Here is a 19,043-nt window from a genome sequence, read left to right on the forward strand (position 1 = left end):
CGTGGCGTGCGCCATCAGGCCCGCCAGTGCGGGTCGTAGCCGCTGGTGAGCTTCCGCTTGTTGTGGCGCCACTTGGGCTCGTGGTTGACCAGCTCGTTCGTCATGCCGCGCAGTCGGCGGATGACCGCCCCGTACGGCTTGATGGCCAGTGAGGACAGCGTGCCGCCGGGGGGCTCGTCCATGAACGGCATGAAGGCGTCGGGGAAACCGGGCATCGTGCACCCGATGCAGATGCCGCCGACGTTCGGGCAGCCGCCGATGCCGGCCATCCAGCCGCGCTTGGGCACGTTGCAGTTGACGACCGGGCCCCAGCAGCCCGTCTTGACCAGGCACTTGGGTGAGTTGTAGTCCTTGGCGAAGCTGGCCTGCTCGTAGTAGGCGCCGCGGTCGCAGCCCTCGTGGACGGTCTTCCCGAACAGCCACTGCGGACGCAGCATGTGGTCCAGCGGTGGCGGGGGTGCGGAGCCGGCGGCGTGGTAGAGGACCCAGACCAGGGTTTCCATGAAGTTCTCGGGCTGGATCGGGCAGCCGGGCACGTTGACGACCGGCAGACCGCCCTGGGAGGTGAAGTCCCAGCCCAGGTAGTCGGCGAGGCCCATGCAGCCGGTCGGGTTGCCGGCCATCGCGTGGATGCCGCCGAACGTGGCGCAGGTGCCGGCGGCCACCACCGCCCAGGCCTTGGGGGCCAATTGGTCGATCCACCAGTTCAGGGTCTGCGGCTCGCCGGTCTCCGGGTCGTTGCCGAAGGACGTCCAGTAGCCGTCGCCCTCGATGATGTTCTGGTTGGGGATGGAGCCCTCGATGACGAGGACGAACGGGGCCAGTTCCCCGCGTGCCGCCGCCCGGTAGGGAGCGAGGAAGTCCTCGCCGCCCAGGCTCGGGGAGAGCACCTTGTTGACGAGGTTCACCTTCGGCAGGCCCGGGATCAGACCGAGCACCAGGTCCTCGATGGACGGCTGGCCGGCCGCGGTCAGGGAGACGGTGTCGCCGTCGCAGCTCATCCCCTCGGAGATCCAGAGGATGTGGATCTCGTCCATGCCCTGCCGGTCCTCGGCCTGACTGGGCTCTTTGCTGACTTCTGCGGTACTGCTGTGCGTCGTCATGTCATCGGCCTCCGCTGCTGCGGGTCTCGGAGTCGGTCGTGTGCCGCGCCGGGGCTGCGGCGGGAGCCGGTGTCGGCGGCTCGTGCCGGGGTTCGGCGGGCTCGAGGGGTTCGAGCTCGTCGGGCCGGAAGTAGTGGAAGCGGCCGTACCAGGTGTGCAGTTCGGCCGCCGGGTCGTCGTCGAGGGTGACGGCGAGGTGCACGGTGCCGTCCACGTCGTGGAAGACGGCCGCGACCTCGGCGGTGCGGCCGGCCAGGAACATGTCCTGGGCGTCGGCGCCGCGTCCCCGGGGACGGAGCCGGACGCGGCTGCCGCCGCCGAGCGGGATGCCGTCGACGAGCACCGTGTCGGTGGCCGGGGAGAGACCGTCGTCGGCACCCTCCTGCCACCAGGCGGGGCGGCCGGCGGGGGCAGGAGTATCGGGCGCAGGGGTGGCGGGGGCGGCCGGTGCGAGGGAGCGGACGGCGCCGTGGAGCCGTTCGAAGACCTCCTGCGGCATCGTGTCGACGCGGTCGAGGATCTCCGCCGCCCGCAGGTCGGTGGCCCGCGCCTCGCGCTTCTCCTCGTCGGTCAGCAGCATCGTGCGCAGCGTGAGGATCTCGTCGATCTCCGCGGCGTCGTGCAGGTCGCCCGGGCTCTCGGGGGCCACTTGTGGGTGGTCGGGCAGGATGATCGGCGCGGAGACCAGGACGTGGCCGTCGCCGCCGAGGACGGGGAAGGTGAACTCGTTGCGGCATGAGCGGGCGGGTGTGCGCAGCTCCGTCGGCGGGTCGATCAGCGAGACGAACTCCACCCCGTCGCCGCCGATGAGGGTGTGGGTGGCGATGAGGGCGCGGCGCAGTGCCTCGTCACGAGCGGCCCGCGGTGCCGGTGGCGGCCCGGTGTTCGTGGTGCGCACCCGGAGCCTGCAGAGATCGTCCGCCAGTCGTTCGGCGGTGACGGTGACCTCGGCCCGGACCTCGTCGCGGTGCCGCACCACCCGCCCGGCGTGACCGGGCAGCGGTTCGACGTCCACGCCGGCCGGCGCGACCACGGGAACGGTGCGTCCGCCGTGCAGGAGGTCGTCGAGCGGGACCTCGACCTCGCGCTCATGCGGCACGGCCTCGTCGAAGGTCAGGTGCGTCGTGCCGTCGGCTGTGCGCAGCGACTCGACGGCGTGATGACGGCCGTCCCGGATCTCCTCCACCTGCTTGCGCTGCAGCTGAAGGTGACGGATCCGCACACGTACGGAAGCACTGCCGGGCCGCCGGATCCGCAGCAGGCACTCGGTCTGCTGGTACCAGGAGTCGGCGGAGCCGGAGACGCCGGGGACCACGGGGCCGTCCGCCTCCACCCAGCCCCGCGGGAACAGGACCCCGAACTGCCATCGGACGCGATTCTTGGCCGAGGACCGGCGGTAGGGGTAGAGGAGGTAGCCCTCGTAGAGGACGGCGTCGGCGACGGCGCTCACCTGCTCGAAGGCGTCCGGGGACGGGTCGGCGGGCGGGTCCTCGCCGCCTCTCGTGGCAGCGCGCGCCGTGCCGCCCTCGGCCAGTCCCTTCGCCATCGCGCCTCCTCGCCCGGTGAGCACCCGCGTCCAAGGGGTGCACGTGCATCCCTTCCACCACAGTCACACCACTCATCCACGGTCGCCCCTCCGGCGCAGTGGCCTTGGACCGTTCGGGGCAGTCGCGTGCTGCACGACGACGGCCCGTCGGCGGTGGGCGCGACGGGCCGGTGTCGGGATCCTGGGAGCCTCAGGGCGTCACCTCTGCACGTGGGACAGCCGCCGTGCCACCAGCGGGATGATCACCGCTGCGGCCACCACATGCGACAGGGCGAGGACGATCTGGGTGGACGCGGCCGTGTGCGGGGCGACGGCCGGGCCGGCGAGGGACACCGCGGTGAGGACGACGGTGGTCACGGTGAAGGTGCGGGCGGGCCGCCCGGCCCACCGGGCGAGCGCCACCGCCAGGACGATCCCGGCGACCGACCAGAACACCACGCCGCCGCCGAAGCCGCCGACGGGGATCTCCGCCGCCTCCTTCGCCCCCGGGCTGGCCGCCTCCATCGGGACGCCCGCGGCCCGGGCGACGAGAGCGAACGCCTCCGTGACGACGGCACCGGCGAGCGCCGCCAGGACGCCGACGAGCCACACGGGGCGGGTGGAAAGGAAGCCGGTGGTGCGCCGGGACTCGGTGCGGGCCTGCGTCTGAGGGGTCGTCACGCTCATGTCGCCTTCTCCTGCTCGGTGTTGGGCTCGGTGCGCCGTACGGAGAGGTAGACCGGGCGACGCGCCGGAACTCATCGGTGGACCGAGGGCCGGCACGGCCCTTCGGCCGAACAGTGCAAGTCGCCTGCACGAACCGGCGAGTCCAGGGAAGGCGTCACCCCATGGACCAGCCGAAGACCCAGCACCCCCGCACGACCACCAGCCCCGGCGTCACGACCCTGGCCGACCCGCTGGTCAACAAGGGCACCGCCTTCAGCCGGCAGGAGCGCGCCGAGCTCGGCCTCGACGGGCTGCTGCCACCCGCCGTGGAGACCCTGGACGAACAGGTCGCCCGCGCCTACGAGGCGTTCCACGGCTACGACAAGCCCCTCAACCGGCACATCTACCTGCGCCAGCTCCAGGACACCAACGAGGTGCTCTTCCACCGCCTGGTCACCGAGTACCTGGAGGAGCTGCTGCCCATCGTCTACACGCCGACGGTCGGTGAGGCCTGTCAGCGTTTCAGCGAGATCTACCGGCGGCCGCGCGGGCTGTTCCTGACGTGGGAGGACCGGCACCGCTTCCGGGACATCCTGCGCAACCGCCCACACCGCGACAAGGACGTGGACGTCATCGTCGTCACCGACGGGCAGCGCATCCTCGGCCTGGGCGACCAGGGCGTCGGCGGGATGGGCATCCCGATCGGCAAGCTCAGCCTCTACACGGCGATCGGCGGCATCCACCCCGCCCGCACCCTGCCGATCCTGCTGGACGTCGGCACCGACAACGAGGACCTGCTCGGCAACCCGCGCTACCTCGGCCGGCGCGCCCGCAGGCTGACCGGCGCGGACTACGACGAGATGATCGAGGCCTTCGTCTCGGCGGTGGAGGCGGAGCTCCCCGGCACGCTCCTGCAGTGGGAGGACTTCGCCACCGCCCACGCGCACCCGATCCTCGCCCGCTACCGGGAGCGGCTGCTCACCTTCAACGACGACATCCAGGGCACGGCGGCCGTCACGCTCGGCGCCCTGTCCACCGCGGCGAACGTCTCCGGCACCCCGCTGCCCGACCAGCGCCTGGTGATCCTGGGGGCGGGGTCGGCCGCCATCGGTGTCGCCGACATGATCCGGACGGCCATGATCGAGGAGGGCCTGTCCGAGGACGAGGCCACGGCACGGTTCTGGATCCTCGACGTCGACGGCCTGCTGGTGCGGTCGCGCACGGAACTGACGCCGCAGCAGCGGATGTTCGCGCGCGACGACGGCGAGGTGACCGACTGGGACGGCACCGGCCTCGCCGAGGTGGTGCGCCGTGTCGGGCCGACGGCGCTCATCGGGCTGTCGACGGCTCATGGCGCGTTCACCGAGGAGATCGTGCGGCAGATGGGCTCGACCTGCGAACGCCCCGTCATCTTCCCGCTCTCCAACCCCACCTCCCACTCCGAGGCCGATCCGGCGGATCTCACCCGCTGGACCGACGGCCGGGCGCTGATCGCCACCGGCTCGCCCTTCCCGCCGCTCACGGTGGACGGGCACGAGGTGCCGGTGGCGCAGTCGAACAACGTGTACGTCTTCCCGGCCATGGGCCTGGCGGTGACGGCGAGCCGGGCCACACGCGTCACCGACCGCATGATGGTGGCCGCCGCCCGGGCCGTCGCCGAGTGCGCGGTGCGGGCGGCACACGGCGCGGACGGTCCGGTACCGCTGCTGCCGCCCCTGTCCGGGATGCGCGAGTCCGCTCGCGAGATCGCCCTGGCCGCGGCTCTCGCCGCCGTCGAGGACGGAGTGGCCCCGGGGGCGACCGAGGAGGAACTGCGTGAGGCGATCGCGAAGACGCAGTGGACCCCGCGGTACGAGGCCTAGACGGACGCCGGCCGGGCGCGTCGTCCGGAAGCGGGTACGCCGTGGACGGGGTGCCGGATGCGAGCGCGCCGGGGGACGTACTGTCTGAGGCACGACGGTCGACCGCGGAGGCATCGGCAGCATGGACCAGGGACAGCCCCTCACCGACGGCGCGCTGGGCGCGGCGGCGGACGCGTTCGAGCGCCAGCGTCCACGGCTGTTCGGTATCGCCTACCGCGTTCTGGGCAGTGTGTCCGAGGCCGAGGACGTGGTGCAGGAGGTATGGCTGCGCTGGCAGGACGCCGACCGGAGCGCGGTGCTGGATCACGGGGCGTTCCTGGCGAAGATCACCACGCGTCTGGCGATCAACGTGGCCCAGTCGGCGCGGGTCCGCCGCGAGGCCTATGTGGGGCCGTGGCTGCCGGAGCCGGTGGACACCAGTGTGGATCCGCAGGTCGGCGCGGAGCGGGGCGAGGCGCTGGAGCTGGCCGTGCTGCTGGTCCTGGAGCGGCTGAACCCTGTGGAGCGGGCGGCCTATGTGCTGCGGGAGGCGTTCGACTACGCGTACGACGAGATCGCGGGCATGCTCCAGCTGAGCCAGGCCAACACGCGGCAGATCGTCAGCCGGGCCCGCAAGCGCCTGTCCGCCGAGCGCCGTGAACCGGTCGACTCGGCTCAGCACCGGCGCCTGCTCGAAGCCTTCGTCGCCGCCGCGCGGCACGGTGATGTCGCGGCGCTGGAGGACGTGCTGTCGGCCGACGTCGTCGCCTACGCGGACGGCAACGGCATGCGCGGCGTGGCACGTCTGGAGATCGCGGGGCCCGAGCGCGTGGCCAGGGTCACCGCCTTCGCCCGGAAGTTCTTCCCCGGAGCCGAGTACGTCATCGTCGAGGCGAACGGGCGGCCCAGCCTGCTGCTCGCCCGGGACGGGGCCGCCGTCGCCCTGGTGAGCGCCACCGTGGGGCCCGGTGGCATCGACGGGCTCTACTGGGTCCTGACACCGGAGAAGCTGAGGGCGTACGAGCGGTCGGCGCGCAGGCTCACCGACCGCCCGTAGCCCCTTGGGTCAGTTCTGCTTGAGCCACTCCTCGTAGCGGGTGGACGCGTGGTGCGCGGTGCCGTCGCCGGTGAGCACGTCGGGCATGCCCGCGAAGAGGCCGGCGGTCTCGTCGGTGACGACGGTGCGGCCGTCCGGCTTCGCGGCCAGGGTGAGCTCACCCAGCCGGTCGAGCCCGTGCACTTCGGGTCCGGCGATGTTCCGGATGCCGTTCGACGGTGCGCCCTGGGCCGCCTCGGCGACGGCCGCCGCGACGTCGGCGGAGGCGATCGGGCGCAGTCGCGTGGACGGCAGGCGCACCTGAGTGCCCTCGGTGGACATGTTCATCACCGGGGCGACGAACTCGAAGAACTGGGTGGCGCGCACGATGCTGAAGGGCACGCCGCTGCCGCGCACGGCGTTCTCCTGGGCGACCTTGGCCTGGTAGTAGCCGTAGCCGGGCACCTGGTCGACACCGACGATGGAGAGCCCGACGTGGTGGCGGACGCCGGCCTCCTTCTCGGCGGCGAACAGGTTCCGTGCCGAGCGGGTGAAGAAGTCCAGCGCCGGCTCGGTGTCGAAGGACGGCGAGTTCGACACGTCCACGACCACGTCCGCGCCCTTGAGGGCCTCGGCCAGTCCCTCGCCGGTGAGGGTGTCGACACCAGTGGAGGGAGCGGCGGCCACGGCGTCGTGCCCCTTTTCGCGCAGCAGCGCGACGACCTGCGAGCCGATGAGCCCGGTACCGCCGACGACCACGATCTTCATCACTGTCTCCGTTTCGCTGAGGGGTTGACTCACCAGAGAGACAGGGCAGGGCCCGGGCCTGTGACAGCCGGCTCCGAGGCGGCGGGGCCGGAGCCGATCGCGGGCCTGCCGGGAAGGGCAGCGGGTCAGTCGAGCGCGACGCCCGTGTGCCTCTCCAGGGCGTGGACGAGCTGGGCCTGGAACCGTTCGTCCCGCGTGGCGGGGTGTGGCGTCCGGGTCTGCCGGTGGTACCAGTAGCCGCCGGTGCTCGGGGTCACGTCGTGGTGGGTGGCGAGCCATGCCTGTGTCTCGTGCCCGGCGGTCAGATCGTCGGGTGCGCCGCGACCGCCCATACGGGTGGGGACCCACCCGGGGTCGACCGCATGGCTGGAGGTTCCTTCCCAGCGGGAGGCGACGGCGAGCGCGAGAGTGGTGACCCAGAGTTTGGTGTCGTCGTAGGAAGCGGATCCGACGGCCAGACGTCGCAGGTCGGTGGAGCCGGTGCGGTGCATGGAGCTGCTGAGGTAGATGAGCCGGGCCGGCTTGTCCATCAGGGCCGTCAGCATGTACGGCGCGACCGTGTTGACGGTGACGTCCTCCGGGCTGTGCATGACGCCGGCGTTGTGGATGACGGCGTCGAAGCGGCCGAACCCGGCGGCCTGCCGGGCGACGCCGCGGATCTCGTCCAGGTCGGCCAGGTCCCCGGTGACGACGCCCGTCCACCGGGCGGTGTCGTCCGCGTCGGTGAGCCGGGCCCGGTTGCGGACGTGGACGACCACGTCGTGCCCCCCGGCGGCCAGCGCGTCCGCCGTGTTGCGCCCGAGCCCGCCGGCCGCCCCGGTCACCAGAACCAATGCCATGTCCGTCCCATCTCCTTACGTCGTCCACACCATGCTCGATGCCCTCATCGAGTCGTCCACCCCGCTCCGGCGATGTCGCCGTCAGCATCGGCCCCGCCAGGAGCCGTCCACGAAGACGGTCACCGGTTGTGCCGTTGCTGTCATGTCCGGTCTCCCGGCTCAGCGGATGGTCGTGCCGTCGGGCTCGTCGAACAGGCCGAGTTCGTCCTGCGTCGGCAGGCCCTCCCAGTCGCCCCGGGTGGCGACGGCGAAGGCGGCGGTGGTGACGGCCCGGTGCAGACGGGCGGGGATGTCCGCGCCGGCCAGGAGTCCGGACAGGTATCCGGCCACGAAGGCGTCGCCCGCACCGACCAGATCGACCGCCTCGACCCGTCGGGCGGCGCGGTCGGTCGCCCCGTCGGCGGTGAAGCTCGTCGCGCCCCTCGCGCCCCGCTTGACGACCACCTCACGGACGCCAGCGGACAGGAGACTGTCCACGGCCTCCGACTCGCCCGCGTCGGACCGTTCCAGCACCAGCGGCAGTTCGTCCTCGGAGGCGATGAGCAGGTCGACGTGGGCCAGTATCGACCGCAGGGCCGTGCGGGCGCGGTCGGCGGACCACAGCCGGGAACGGTGGTTGACGTCGAGGCACACGGTGATGCCGGACTCGCGCGCTGCCGTGGCGGCGGCCAGGGTGGCCTCGGCCGCCGACGGGCCGAGCGCCGGGGTGATGCCGGTCAGATGCAGGACGCGGGATCCGGGCGCCAGTGCGGGCAGTACGTCGGCCGGGGAGAGGGCCGAACCCGCCGAACCGGCGCGGTAGTAGCTGACGCGGGTGAGGGTGCCCAGGCGGGGTTCGGTCAGGAGCAGACCCGTGGGGCGGCCGGTGTCGTCGGTGACCGCGTGGCCGGTGTCGATGCCCTCGGCGCGGAGCGTGCGCAGCACCAGCGCGCCGAGTTCGTCCGCACCGACCCGCCCGGCCCAGCGCACCCGGTGTCCCAGCCGGGCGAGGCCGATGGCGACGTTGGACTCGGCTCCCGCCACGGACAGGCCGAGACTGCCGCCGAGACGCAGCGCGCCCTGGGCCCGCAGCGCCGCCATCGTCTCGCCGAAGGTCACCACGTCGGGCGGGGTCCGGGGCTCCGGTGCCGTCACGGCGTCTCCCCCGCGATCACCTTGCGGAACACGGCCGTGCGGGCGCGGAGTTCGTCCACGTCGCCGCCGTCGGCCGCGTCCCCGACGAGCGGTGAGCCGACACCGACGGCGATGGCGCCCCGGTCCAGGTAGGCGCGGGCGGCTGCCGCGTCCACTCCGCCGACGGGCACGAACGGCACCTCGGGGAACGGGTCGCGCAGGGCCCGCAGATAGCCGGGGCCGCCGAAAGAGCCGGGGAAGAGTTTGATCGCGTCGGCGCCCCGCGTGAGGGCGAGTTCGATCTCGGTCGGTGTCAGGGCGCCCATCAGCACGGGTATGCCGTAGGGCTCGAGTCCGTCGACCAGTGCCGGGGTGACGAGGTACGAGGCACCGGCGTCCACGGCTCGTTCGGCGTCGGCGGCCGAGCGGACGGTGCCGGCGCCGAGGAGTGCGTCGGGGCCCAGTTCGGTGCGCGCCTGCCGGATCACGGTCAGGGCGTCGGCGGTGGTCAGCGAGACCTCGACGGCCGCGATGCCCTCCGCGGCGAGGGTCCGGACGGTGCGCAGTGCCGCGGCGGGGTCCTTGCCGCGCACGATCGCCAGCAGGCGGTGGGCGCGGAGCGATTCCACCAGGTTCATGTGAGGGGGCCCTCCTTGGGGCGTGGGGTGCGGTGGCCTGGTGCTGCTCACCATTCGGTGAACGCGCCGTCGGCGCCTCGCCATACGGGGTTGCGCCAGCGGTGTCCGGCTTCGGCGGCGCGGCGTACGGCCTTCTCGTCCATCTCGACGCCGAGACCCGGGCGGGACCCGCGGACGGCGTGGCCGCCCTCGAAACGGAAGGGTTCGGGGTCCATCACGTACTCCAGCAGGTCGCACTGCTGGTTGTAGTGGATGCCCATGCTCTGTTCCTGGATGAGGAAGTTCGGCACGGAGAAGGCGATCTGGAGGCTGGCGGCCAGGGCGATCGGGCCGAGCGGGCAGTGGGGCGCCAGGGCGACATCGTACGTCTCGGCCATGGCCGCGATGCGGCGGACCTCGGAGATGCCGCCGGCGTGCGAGAGATCGGGCTGGGCGACGGCGATGCCGCTGGTCATGACCTCGCGGAAGTCCCAGCGGGAGTAGAGGCGTTCGCCGGTGGCGAGCGGGATGCTCGTGGACTCTACCAGGCTGCGCAGGTGGCCCGAGTGTTCCGGCAGCACGGGCTCCTCGACGAACAGCGGGTGCAGGGGTTCCAGCAGCGGCAGCAGGCGGCGTGACGTGGCGGTGGAGACACGGCCGTGGAAGTCGACGGCGATGTCCCGCTCGTCGCCCAGCACTTCGCGGACGGCCGCGACCCGCTCGACGACCTCGGCGGTGCGGGCCGGGGTGTCGATCGGTGCGAGTTCGGCCGAGGCGTTCATCTTCACGGCGGTGAAGCCGGCCTTCACCTGTTCTCCGGCGAGCTCCGCCACGTCGCTCGGGCGGTCTCCGCCGATCCAGGCGTACATCCGGACGCGGTCCCGTACCGGGCCGCCGAGGAGGCGGTGCACCGGGACGCCGTAGGTCTTGCCTGCGATGTCCCACAGGGCCTGGTCGATGCCGGCGACGGCGCTGGAGAGGATGGGGCCGCCGCGGTAGAAGCCGCCCTTGGTGAGCACCTGCCAGTGGTCCTCGATGCGCAGCGGGTCCCGGCCGACGAGATAGTCGGCCAGTTCGTGGACGGCCGCGCGCACCGTCTCGGCGCGGCCCTCGATCACGGGCTCGCCCCATCCGGTGATGCCCTCGTCGGTGGTGACGCGCAGGAACAGCCAGCGCGGAGCGACGAGGAACGTCTCAAGTCCGGTTATCTTCAAGGAGCTTCCTCCGGCTGCGTGTCGTGTGCATCGTCCTGATGTTCGCGCGCCCGTACGGCCGCCAGGTCTTGGGCGGCGTCCGGGTCGCCCGCTGCGACCGCGCCCCGCCGTCCTGCGGCATTCCGTCATCCCGCGCCTCTCCCCTCCGCTGCCTGCGCTCGACCTGCTGCACCCACCGTAGCTGTTTAAATTAATAATGAATATATCTTCACTCAAGTGCGCCGGGCTGTCAGCGCAGCGCGGCGGACAGCCGGTACCGCCCGGACGGCAGGCGGTAGGTGCAGACCCCGTCGGCGGCTCCGAGGAAACGCACTCCGGGCACCCGGGCCAGCGGGGTGCGTCCCTCGCGGACGGCGTCGGCGGAGACCGCCGGAAGGCGCAGGGTCGCCTCTGTGTTGGCGGGCACGGCGGCGTCGTACACCAGGGTCCGGCCCTCCTCGACGACCTCCCACGCACTCCTGATCTCGCCGTACGGCGACTCGTGGGAGCCCGCCACCCGCCTGATCCTGCCCGTGGGGTCGAGGTGGGGCCGGAGCAGGAAGTGCCGGAAGCCGGGGCTGTCCGGGTCGGGGGCGATGCCGGCCATGTGCGTGTACATCCACTCCATGATCGCGCCGTAGGCGTAGTGGTTGAAGGAGTTCATGCTGACCGGGCCGAAGCCGGCGTCGTCGGAGTAGGAGTTCCAGCGCTCCCAGACCGTGGTGGCGCCGTTGCGCACCGAGTACAGCCAGGACGGCAGGGCGTCCTGGTGCAGCAGCCCGTAGGCCAGGTCGACGCGGCCCTCGTCGCTGAGGACGGGGGCGAGGACGTTGACGCCGAGGAAGCCCACGGACAGGGTGTTCTCGGCATACCGGACCCGGCTGCTGTCCGGGTGCGCCGCCTTGTAGGCCGCGTCGTTGCCGATGTTGTCGGCCAAGTGCCCGATGAGTGCCCGGCGTTGTTCCTGCGTCTCGTAGAACCCGAGCTTGAGGACCCACAGCAGCGCTGTCTGGCTGTTGTCCTCCGTCTTCTGGTCGGGGTCGGCGCCCGGCTCGATCGGGGAGGCCTCGCCCAGGCTGGACCGCACCGTGACCCGGCCGTCCGAGGTACTCAGGTACGTGCTGATGAACGCCTGCCTGATGCGCCCGAAGAGGCGCTGGTACTCCTCCGCCTCCGCCGTCCGTCCGATCGCCCGGGCCATCTGTGCCATCAGCCGCGCGGAGTAGCCGTAGTAGACGTCGCTCATGAGCTGGGCGCTGGTCTTCTGCGGTGCCAGCCAGTCGCCCGTGAGGGAGCCCTGTCCGGCGTAGGTGTCGCCGGTCTGCTCGTGGATCCAGTCCAGGTAGCGGGTCATCGCCGGCCAGTTGTCCTCGACGATGGTCGCGTCACCCGTCATCTGCCACACGGTCCACGGGACGATCACACCGCAGTCCGCCCAGCCGCTGCCGCCCCCGGGGAAGTTGTACCGGCCGCCGGGAGCCACGCCGGTGAACTGTGCTCCGTCCGTGCCGTAGCCGGCCTGGGAGTCGACGACGGTGTCCTGGAAGTGGCCGAGGAAGGCGCCGGCGTCGGCGTTGAACAGGCCGGTCGTGGCGAAGACCTGGGTGTCGCCGGTCCAGCCGAGGCGTTCGTCGCGCTGCGGGCAGTCGGTGGGCACCCAGAGGTAGTTGCCGCGCTGGCCCCACCGGATGTTGCTCACCAGCTGGTCGATGTCGGGATCGTCGGTGGTGAGGGTGCCGGTCTCGCGGATCGCGGACGTGGCGACCTTGCCGGTCAGACCGGTGATCGTGACGGTGTCCGTCGCGGTGACGGAGACGTAGCGGAAGCCGTAGAAGGTCAGGGCGTCCTGATGGGTCTCGCCGTGCGGGTCGCCCTTGAGGATGTACGTGCTGGTGGCCTTGGCACTGCGGAGGTTGGCCCGGTAGACGGAGCCCTCGGGGCCGTCCGCGCCGGCGCTGTCGTCGTTGAGCATCTCGCCGAACCTGAACTCGACCCGGGTTCCGGCCGGGCCGCGCAGGCCGTAGCGGGCGACGCCGACCATGTTCTGGCCGAGGTCGAAGACGGCGGTCTCGCCGCTGCCGATGGTGACGGAGGCGGAGGCCGCCCGCTCCGGGTCGGTCACCGTCCGGGCGGGGTCCACGACGATGCGTCCCTTGCCGTTGGGGCGGCCGTCCTGGCCGGTGACTCCGGTGGCGACGGTGATCGACCGCGGCCTGCGGTCCCACTGCGGCATCAGACGCGCCGTCTCGGCCGGGTAGGCGATGAGCCGCGCGTCCGAGTACCTGTCGTCGAAGGCGACGCGTTCCACGTCCGACCACGCGCTGTCGTCGAATCCGGGCGCCGTCCAGCCGGGCAGTTCCCTCCGGGCGTCGTAGGTCTGGCCGTCGTAGATGTCGTCGGCCCGGTAGGGGCCGGTGTCCGTGGCCTTCCAGCTTCCGTCCGGCTCGGTGACGACCGTCTGCTCCGTGCCGTCGGTGTACCGGACGAGCAGCTTGGCCTTCACCGCCAGCGCGTTGCCGTCCTGCGAGTAGTACGTGCTGCCCTCGGAGACACGGCCGTTGTACCAGCCGTTGCCCAGGACGAAGGCGAGGGTGACGGTCCGCTGCCGCGTCACGAGGTGCGTCACGTCGTACGTCAGGTAGCTGACGCGCGCGTCGTAGTTGGTCCAGCCCGGGGGCAGCAGTTCGATCGTCGTGCCGCCGTCCTGCGGAACGGTGACGTGCTCTCCGTTGACGTGGGCGTCGTAGACACCGAGGGCCGAGGCGTAGAGCCGGGCCTCGCGCACCTGCCGCCGGCCGTCGGTCGTGAGGGGTGTCTCGTTCCGCAGCAAGGGAGCGCCGGCCGAGCCGGGGGCTTTCCCCTTCATGCCGATCCATTGCGCGCCGTCCCATCCGGTCACGCCGTCGGTGCTCATCAGGCCGGTCTCGAAGGTGGACGGGGACGCGACCCCGACCGGACGGTCCTCGGTGTCCCAGACGGTGACGGTCCAGTGGTAGCGGGTCGAGGCGCCGAGCGGCTCGCCCTCGTAGCGGACGGCCACGGAATCGGAGGAGCGGACGCGCCCGCTGTCCCAGAGGTCCGCGCGGGCGGTGGAGAGCTTGTCGGGCGAGCTCGCCACGAGGATCCGGTACGCCCCCTGGCTCCGGCCGCGGGTCTCCGACCGCATGCGCCATCCGAAGCGCGGCCTGTTCGCGTCCATGCCGAGAGGGTCGGTGCGGTGTTCGACGGTCAGCCCCCACACCGTGCCGCGTTCCGGAGGGCGGGACGACTCCGCCGCCGCGCTCGTGCCGGCTCCCGTGGCACCGGCCCCTACCGACACGGCACCGGCCGCCGCGGCGAGCACGGTTCGACGACGCACCGCCACGCCGTGCGCGCGGGGAAGCTCTCCCGCGCCGGCCTCTCGGTCGGCGCCGTCCGCACTGCGCTCCTCATGCCTCACACCTGCTTCCTTTCGGTTCTCCGGTCATCGGCCGGGAGGGTCGAAGACCGGCTGGGCACGGCAGTCTCTCTGAATCGATTCAAATCGGCGTTTTGGGTAACGTTTCCCAAAGGCGTGGTGGCCCGACCCTAGGGAGAGGCCTGAGTGACGTCAAGAGGCCCGGCACGCTGCGCGGCGCCTACGGCACCCAGCCCCCAGATGCGCGCCGAGGTGCGCCGGGCGATCGACGAACTCGGCTACCGGCCGCACGCGCAGGCGGAGGCCCAGGTCACCGACGCGGTGATCGACCGCGGCACTCCGCTGTACGACACGGTGGCGGACGGCGACGCCGAGGGCGCCTCGCTCGAAGCCGTCACCGAGGCCGGACCGCCGGTCCCCGGTGACATCTCCGTCGCCGGATACGACAACACCACCTTCGCCGCCCTCGGCCCCATCTCGCGGATCAGCGTCGACCAGGCGGGGCCGGACCCGGCCCCGGCCCCGGCGTAGGCGGTCCCACCGGGCCGGGGCACGCGTCCGACGGCCGCCAGTCGACGCGTATCTCGGCGTGTTGCAAGCGGTACTTGGCCGTCTCGTCGACGGCGGGGGCGCCCAGCCCGGTGGCGCGCAGGCGCAGACAGCCGCCCCTGGCGGAGGTGAGGGTGTCGGTGACCCAGTCGGCGTTCTCCGGGGTGAGTTGCTGGTCATTTCGCGGTCCAGGGCTCGGACTCCGCGGCGGACGCCGCCGGTTCGCCGGCGGGAGAGGTACTGCATCGAGGGGACCGTCACGGAGTGCGGCGAGGAGGGGAGAGGAGAGGGACTGCGCGGATCGAGCTTCCGGAGATCTGCTTGAATCGATTCAATCTCGGGTGTGCAGGCGGGATCTTCAGCCCCGACGCCGCTGAGGGACCTCCGCAGGGAAGAGGTCGATCGGCGTCACGAGCCCTCGATCGACGCCAGGACGAACGTCAACGGCAGTGTGGCGGCGGCGAGGGCGAGCCCCGCGGCCGCCATGCCCGCACGGATCTCCCGGCTGCCGCGGACCCCCAGGTATGCGGCGATCAGCGGCAGGAGGAGCCCCAGGAGAAGGCTGAAGCGCCAGCCCTCTTCCTTCATGAGGAAGACCGTGGCGCCGAGACAGGCCGGCACCGAAGCGACGGTCAGGACGCGGCTGCGCGAGAGGAAGAGTTCAAGGTCGTCGACCCCGCCGAAGAAACTCATGACCGGACTGTCTTCTCCTTTTCCGCGGGTCAGTCGTCGCCGACGGCGCGTCCCTCGCCCCCGGCCGTCCGGTCGTCGTCTTCCTGCGCCGGGCCCAGCAGGACCTCGATGCCCGCGCGCAGGTAGCGCTCCAGCGTGGCGTCCGGGGCCGAGACGAGGGCGGGTGGGCGTATCTCCGTGCGCATCAGGCTGGTGCCGAGCATCCAGGCCGCCAGGAGTTCCGCCCTCAGGTCGGCGTCAGGGCCGTCGAGGCGGGCGGCCAGACGGCGGGAGAACACTTCCGTGAAATCCGCCCGCAGCCGCGCCACCGCCTCGTCACGACCGGAAGACCTCAGCACGGACAGCACCGGATGCGGGAAGTCGCCCTCCCTCGGCTGCCCCATGAGCAGCGCGCAGAACCAGTCGGGGATCGCCTCGACCGGCTCGTTCAGCAGCGGCTCGAACATCTTGCCGGTGCCCGATACGTCGTTGAACAGCGCTTCTTTCGAGCCGAAGTAGCGGTAGACGAGGGCGGCGTCCACCCCCACGTCGCCCGCGATGTCGCGCACGCTGGTGCCCTCGTAGCCGTACTTGCCGAAACGGAAGGCCGCTGCGGCCCGCAGCGCGGTGCGCGTCGCCGAGGCCGAGCGTTTGTGGGCGGGCCTGCGGGCCACCGCCTTGGCCGCCTCGCCGTTCTGTACTCCGGTCACGTACCGCACCTCCGTGGTTCACGGCCCTCTGGCCATCCGCCCATGTTCCAGTCTGCGGCGACTGTCTCAAAGTCACCGACCGATGTCATCAATCGTTGACTTACGTTCTCGCCCCATGCGATACCTGACTCAGGTCAACGATCGATGACTTGAGTCCTCGCTCTGCCCGGGCCGTACGACGGAGTCGGCCCTTCCAGGTCCGCCGCACGACGCGATCGAGCGCGCCCTCGCACGTTCCTCGGCCGTCGCACGCGGGCGCCCCCACCGACCGGAAAAAGGTGATCCTCTGTGCCTGCTCGACGTGTCGCCGTGATCGGAACCGGCTACGTCGGACTGACAACCGGCGCCTGTCTGGCCTCCCTTGGGCACTCCGTGGTGTGCGCGGACGCCGACCCGCACAAGGTCGAGCGACTGCGCGAGGCCCGCGTGGACATTCTGGAGCCCGGTCTGCCCGGGACCGTCCGGGACGCCCTGGACGCCGCCCGGCTCGACTTCACCGGCGACACCGCGGCCGCCGTGGCCGAGGCCGAGGTCGTGTTCCTGTGCCTGCCCACGCCCATGGGGGCGGGCGGCGCCGCGGATCTCGCCGCCGTGGAGGCCGTGGCCGCGCAGATCCGCGACGTGCTGCCGACCGGCTGTGTCGTCGTCAACAAGTCGACCGTGCCGGTCGGAACGAGCGAGCGAGTCGCCGCGCTGCTCGGCCGGGACGACGTGGCTGTGGTGAGCAACCCGGAGTTCCTGCGCGAGGGCCGCGCCGTCCAGGACTTCCTGCACCCCGACCGGATCGTGATCGGCGCCGCGGACCGGGACGCCGCCCGGCGCGTGGCCGATCTGTACGCCGGACTGGACGCGCCGCTGGTGCTCACCGACCCCGCCAGCGCCGAACTGACCAAGTACGCGGCGAACTTCTTCCTCGCGATGAAGCTGTCCTTCGCCAACAACCTCGCCACCGTCTGCGAACGCTTCGGCGCCGACATCAACGATGTCACCGAGGGCATCGGCCGGGACCCGCGCATCGGCTCCGCGTTCCTGCGGCCCGGGCCCGGCTGGGGCGGTTCCTGTCTGCCCAAGGACACCCACGCCCTGCTGACCGTGTGCGAGCTGGCCGGGGTCGACTTCCCCCTGCTGCGCGCCACCATCGAGACCAACGTCACCCACCAGCAGCAGCTCGTCGAACGGGTCGCCGCCGCGTGCGGACGCGGCGGCGACGGCTCGCTGCGCGGTGTACGACTGGCCCTGTACGGCCTGACCTTCAAGGCCGGCACCTCGGATCTGCGCGACTCCCCCGCACTTTCCGTCGCCCGGCTGCTGCGCGAGCGCGGCGCCGAACTCACGGCGTACGACCCGGCGTTGCGCGAGGAGCGGCCCGACCTGAGCGATCTGGTCGAGCTCGTCGACGACCCGGTGCGGGCGGCGGAGGGGGCAGCGGCCTGTCTCGTCCTCACCGAGTGGCCGGAGCTGCGCGACCTCGACTGGGCGGCGATCGCGGCGCGCATGTCCGGCCGGGAGGTCCACGACTTCCGCAACCTGCTGGACGCAGACCGGCTCGCGCGGGCCGGGCTGCGTCGGCAGGGCATCGGGCGCGCGGAGGCACCGACGCGGGTGGCGTGACATCTCCTCCCCGCCTCGGAAACGGGTTCAGAGCAGTCCGCCGGGCCGAAGGCCGCCGGAATGGGCGAATCCCAGAAGAAGAGTCCGAGAAGAATCCAGAGAGAAAGGCTCACCCCATGCGGGTTCTGTGCACCACGCTCGGCAGTCCCTCCCACGGCCGCGCTCAGCTTCCCCTGCTGCGCGCCCTCGCCAAGGCCGGGCACCAGGTGCTGGTGGTCACCACCGAGGCCCTCGTCCCCGTCTTCCGTGACGACGACGTGCAGGTGAACGCCGTTCTACCGGAGTTCGATCCGCTCGCCGCGATGGGCCCGTACCTCGCCGAGCTCGACGAAACCCCCGACCTGACGGAACCGACGGACGCGCTGGCCCGGCTGCTGATGCGCAACGTGGCCGGGCCGGGAATCAAACCGCACCTGGACATCCTGCTCCCCCTCGCCCGGGACTTCCGGCCCGATGTGATCCTGCGGGACGGTATGGACATGGCCGCGGTGCTCACCGCCGAACTGCTCGGCGTACCGCAGTTGCCGACGCCTTCCGGGTTCAGCAACGTCCTGGACCCCGCCGAGGTGCTGCCGCAGCTGAACCAGCGGCGCGAGGAGCTGGAACTGCCCGTGCGGGACGACCCGCTGTCCCTCGTGCCGCACGGGCGTGTCGACTACGTGCCGTCCGCCTTCTCGTTCGCCCGGCACCTGCCCAGGACCTGGGCGTACCGGCAGACGGTGGACGTCGAGCGCGGCGTGGTGCTGCCGGAGTGGGCCGCCGGACTGCCCACGGACCGGCCGCTGGTGTACGCCGCGATCGGTACCGCCCTGCCGAAGATGCGTGCGCGGATGGAGGACCGCGAAACGACTCTGCCCGTGAAGCTGCCGGACGCCGCCGAGAGCCTGCACGCGATCGTGAGGGCGGCGGCCGAGCTGGACGACTGCACGGTGGTCGTGTCGACGTCCGGGCTGGCGGTGGACACCGAGGGGCTGCCCGGGCACGTCCACGTCGCCGAGCGGGTGCCGCAGCCGCTGCTGCTGGAGTCGGTCGACCTGTTCATCACCCACGGCGGCTTCAACAGCATCCGCGAGGCCATGCGCACGGGCACGCCGCTGGCGGTCCTGCCGCACTTCGGGGACCAGCCCGCCAACGCGGAGCGCGTGGAGGAGCTGGGCCTGGGCCGTCACATAGCGGACCGCAGCGCGGCCGGCATCGCCGACGTGTGCCGCAAGCTCCTCGCCGATCCCGAGCCCCGGGCGCGGGCCCGGTCGGCCCAGCTCGCGATGCTGACGCTGCCGGATGTCGAGCAGGCGGTCGACGACCTGGCCGGCCTCGCCGGCTAGCCGCCCCGGCCGGCCGACCCCGGCCCGGCGCGGGCCGCCCCGGAACCCCGGGGCGGCCCGTGCCCGAGCGCCGTACCC

Annotated in this window: 16 protein-coding genes; 5 read left to right on the forward strand and 11 right to left on the reverse strand. The window is 72.0% G+C overall.

Annotated features, from left to right (window positions below; all coding sequences use genetic code 11):
- Positions 1-14: 14 nt before the first annotated feature.
- The 3 genes from SCNRRL3882_RS03340 to SCNRRL3882_RS03350 all read right to left on the reverse strand — a co-directional run bounded on the left by SCNRRL3882_RS03340 (position 15) and on the right by SCNRRL3882_RS03350 (position 3,315).
- Positions 15-1,103, reverse strand: coding sequence for a hydrogenase expression protein HypE (locus tag SCNRRL3882_RS03340; protein ID WP_029181452.1), 1,089 nt, complete (start codon positions 1,101-1,103; stop codon positions 15-17).
- A gap of 1 nt (position 1,104) precedes the next feature.
- Positions 1,105-2,649 carry a hypothetical protein gene (locus SCNRRL3882_RS03345; RefSeq protein ID WP_010043899.1) on the reverse strand — a complete coding sequence of 515 codons (1,545 nt, stop codon included), beginning with the start codon at positions 2,647-2,649 and terminating at the stop codon, positions 1,105-1,107.
- A gap of 198 nt (positions 2,650-2,847) precedes the next feature.
- Complete coding sequence (locus SCNRRL3882_RS03350) at positions 2,848-3,315, reverse strand: DUF6069 family protein (RefSeq protein ID WP_010043896.1); 468 nt, start codon at positions 3,313-3,315, stop codon at positions 2,848-2,850.
- Between the two features lie 161 nt (positions 3,316-3,476).
- Here SCNRRL3882_RS03350 and SCNRRL3882_RS03355 point away from each other — a divergent pair, with 161 nt between their 5' ends.
- On the forward strand, positions 3,477-5,156 hold the full coding sequence (locus SCNRRL3882_RS03355) for an NAD-dependent malic enzyme (protein ID WP_010043894.1): 1,680 nt from the start codon (positions 3,477-3,479) through the stop codon (positions 5,154-5,156).
- A gap of 121 nt (positions 5,157-5,277) precedes the next feature.
- Positions 5,278-6,192, forward strand: a complete 915-nt coding sequence (gene sigJ / locus SCNRRL3882_RS03360) for an RNA polymerase sigma factor SigJ (protein WP_010043893.1) — start codon at positions 5,278-5,280, stop codon at positions 6,190-6,192.
- A 9-nt stretch (positions 6,193-6,201) separates the two neighbouring features.
- On the opposite strand, the gene SCNRRL3882_RS03365 is transcribed toward sigJ, so the two are convergent.
- From SCNRRL3882_RS03365 to SCNRRL3882_RS03390, 6 genes are all read right to left on the reverse strand, one after another.
- Entirely contained in the window at positions 6,202-6,939 is a 738-nt protein-coding gene (locus SCNRRL3882_RS03365; RefSeq protein ID WP_010043892.1) for an SDR family oxidoreductase, read from the reverse strand.
- A 125-nt stretch (positions 6,940-7,064) separates the two neighbouring features.
- Positions 7,065-7,778, reverse strand: coding sequence for an SDR family NAD(P)-dependent oxidoreductase (locus SCNRRL3882_RS03370; RefSeq protein ID WP_029181451.1), 714 nt, complete (start codon positions 7,776-7,778; stop codon positions 7,065-7,067).
- A gap of 159 nt (positions 7,779-7,937) precedes the next feature.
- The gene (locus SCNRRL3882_RS03375) at positions 7,938-8,912 is read right to left on the reverse strand and encodes a sugar kinase (RefSeq protein WP_010043890.1); all 975 of its coding nucleotides are present in this window, start codon (positions 8,910-8,912) and stop codon (positions 7,938-7,940) included.
- Entirely contained in the window at positions 8,909-9,529 is a 621-nt protein-coding gene (locus tag SCNRRL3882_RS03380; protein ID WP_010043889.1) for a bifunctional 4-hydroxy-2-oxoglutarate aldolase/2-dehydro-3-deoxy-phosphogluconate aldolase, read from the reverse strand. The genes SCNRRL3882_RS03375 and SCNRRL3882_RS03380 overlap by 4 nt, the downstream gene beginning before the upstream one ends.
- A 47-nt stretch (positions 9,530-9,576) precedes the next feature.
- On the reverse strand, positions 9,577-10,722 hold the full coding sequence (gene dgoD / locus SCNRRL3882_RS03385; RefSeq protein WP_010043888.1) for a galactonate dehydratase: 1,146 nt from the start codon (positions 10,720-10,722) through the stop codon (positions 9,577-9,579).
- A 229-nt stretch (positions 10,723-10,951) separates the two neighbouring features.
- The gene (locus SCNRRL3882_RS03390; RefSeq protein ID WP_010043885.1) at positions 10,952-14,140 is read right to left on the reverse strand and encodes an alpha-L-rhamnosidase; all 3,189 of its coding nucleotides are present in this window, start codon (positions 14,138-14,140) and stop codon (positions 10,952-10,954) included.
- Positions 14,141-14,338: 198 nt separating this feature from the next.
- Here SCNRRL3882_RS03390 and SCNRRL3882_RS41045 point away from each other — a divergent pair, with 198 nt between their 5' ends.
- Positions 14,339-14,629 (forward strand): ribose operon repressor, encoded by a 291-nt coding sequence (locus tag SCNRRL3882_RS41045; RefSeq protein WP_010043883.1) that lies wholly within the window; start codon positions 14,339-14,341, stop codon positions 14,627-14,629.
- Between the two features lie 426 nt (positions 14,630-15,055).
- Here the strand turns inward: SCNRRL3882_RS41045 and SCNRRL3882_RS03405 are convergent, their stop codons facing one another.
- On the reverse strand, positions 15,056-15,340 hold the full coding sequence (locus tag SCNRRL3882_RS03405) for a hypothetical protein (RefSeq protein ID WP_010043880.1): 285 nt from the start codon (positions 15,338-15,340) through the stop codon (positions 15,056-15,058).
- Positions 15,341-15,369: 29 nt separating this feature from the next.
- Positions 15,370-16,029 carry a TetR/AcrR family transcriptional regulator gene (locus SCNRRL3882_RS03410; RefSeq protein ID WP_010043878.1) on the reverse strand — a complete coding sequence of 220 codons (660 nt, stop codon included), beginning with the start codon at positions 16,027-16,029 and terminating at the stop codon, positions 15,370-15,372.
- Between the two features lie 288 nt (positions 16,030-16,317).
- On the opposite strand from SCNRRL3882_RS03410, the gene SCNRRL3882_RS03415 reads away from it, so the two are divergent.
- Positions 16,318-17,640, forward strand: a complete 1,323-nt coding sequence (locus tag SCNRRL3882_RS03415) for a UDP-glucose dehydrogenase family protein (RefSeq protein ID WP_010043876.1) — start codon at positions 16,318-16,320, stop codon at positions 17,638-17,640.
- A 116-nt stretch (positions 17,641-17,756) separates the two neighbouring features.
- Entirely contained in the window at positions 17,757-18,965 is a 1,209-nt protein-coding gene (locus tag SCNRRL3882_RS03420) for a glycosyltransferase (RefSeq protein WP_010043874.1), read from the forward strand.
- Positions 18,966-19,043 lie beyond the last annotated feature (78 nt).

The sequence above is a fragment of the Streptomyces chartreusis NRRL 3882 genome (genome assembly GCF_900236475.1).
GTDB lineage: Bacteria > Actinomycetota > Actinomycetes > Streptomycetales > Streptomycetaceae > Streptomyces > Streptomyces chartreusis_D.

Bases quoted from the DNA above. Each gene is read 5' to 3' on its own strand.
- SCNRRL3882_RS03370 (WP_029181451.1), bottom strand. From the start codon at position 7,778: ATGGCATTGGTTCTGGTGACCGGGGCGGCCGGCGGGCTCGGGCGCAAC.
- sigJ (WP_010043893.1), top strand. From the start codon at position 5,278: ATGGACCAGGGACAGCCCCTCACCGACGGCGCGCTGGGCGCGGCGGCG.
- SCNRRL3882_RS03380 (WP_010043889.1), bottom strand. From the start codon at position 9,529: ATGAACCTGGTGGAATCGCTCCGCGCCCACCGCCTGCTGGCGATCGTG.
- SCNRRL3882_RS41045 (WP_010043883.1), top strand. From the start codon at position 14,339: ATGCGCGCCGAGGTGCGCCGGGCGATCGACGAACTCGGCTACCGGCCG.
- SCNRRL3882_RS03405 (WP_010043880.1), bottom strand. From the start codon at position 15,340: ATGAGTTTCTTCGGCGGGGTCGACGACCTTGAACTCTTCCTCTCGCGC.
- SCNRRL3882_RS03355 (WP_010043894.1), top strand. From the start codon at position 3,477: ATGGACCAGCCGAAGACCCAGCACCCCCGCACGACCACCAGCCCCGGC.
- SCNRRL3882_RS03365 (WP_010043892.1), bottom strand. From the start codon at position 6,939: ATGAAGATCGTGGTCGTCGGCGGTACCGGGCTCATCGGCTCGCAGGTC.
- SCNRRL3882_RS03340 (WP_029181452.1), bottom strand. From the start codon at position 1,103: ATGACGACGCACAGCAGTACCGCAGAAGTCAGCAAAGAGCCCAGTCAG.
- SCNRRL3882_RS03350 (WP_010043896.1), bottom strand. From the start codon at position 3,315: ATGAGCGTGACGACCCCTCAGACGCAGGCCCGCACCGAGTCCCGGCGC.
- SCNRRL3882_RS03420 (WP_010043874.1), top strand. From the start codon at position 17,757: ATGCGGGTTCTGTGCACCACGCTCGGCAGTCCCTCCCACGGCCGCGCT.
- SCNRRL3882_RS03345 (WP_010043899.1), bottom strand. From the start codon at position 2,649: ATGGCGAAGGGACTGGCCGAGGGCGGCACGGCGCGCGCTGCCACGAGA.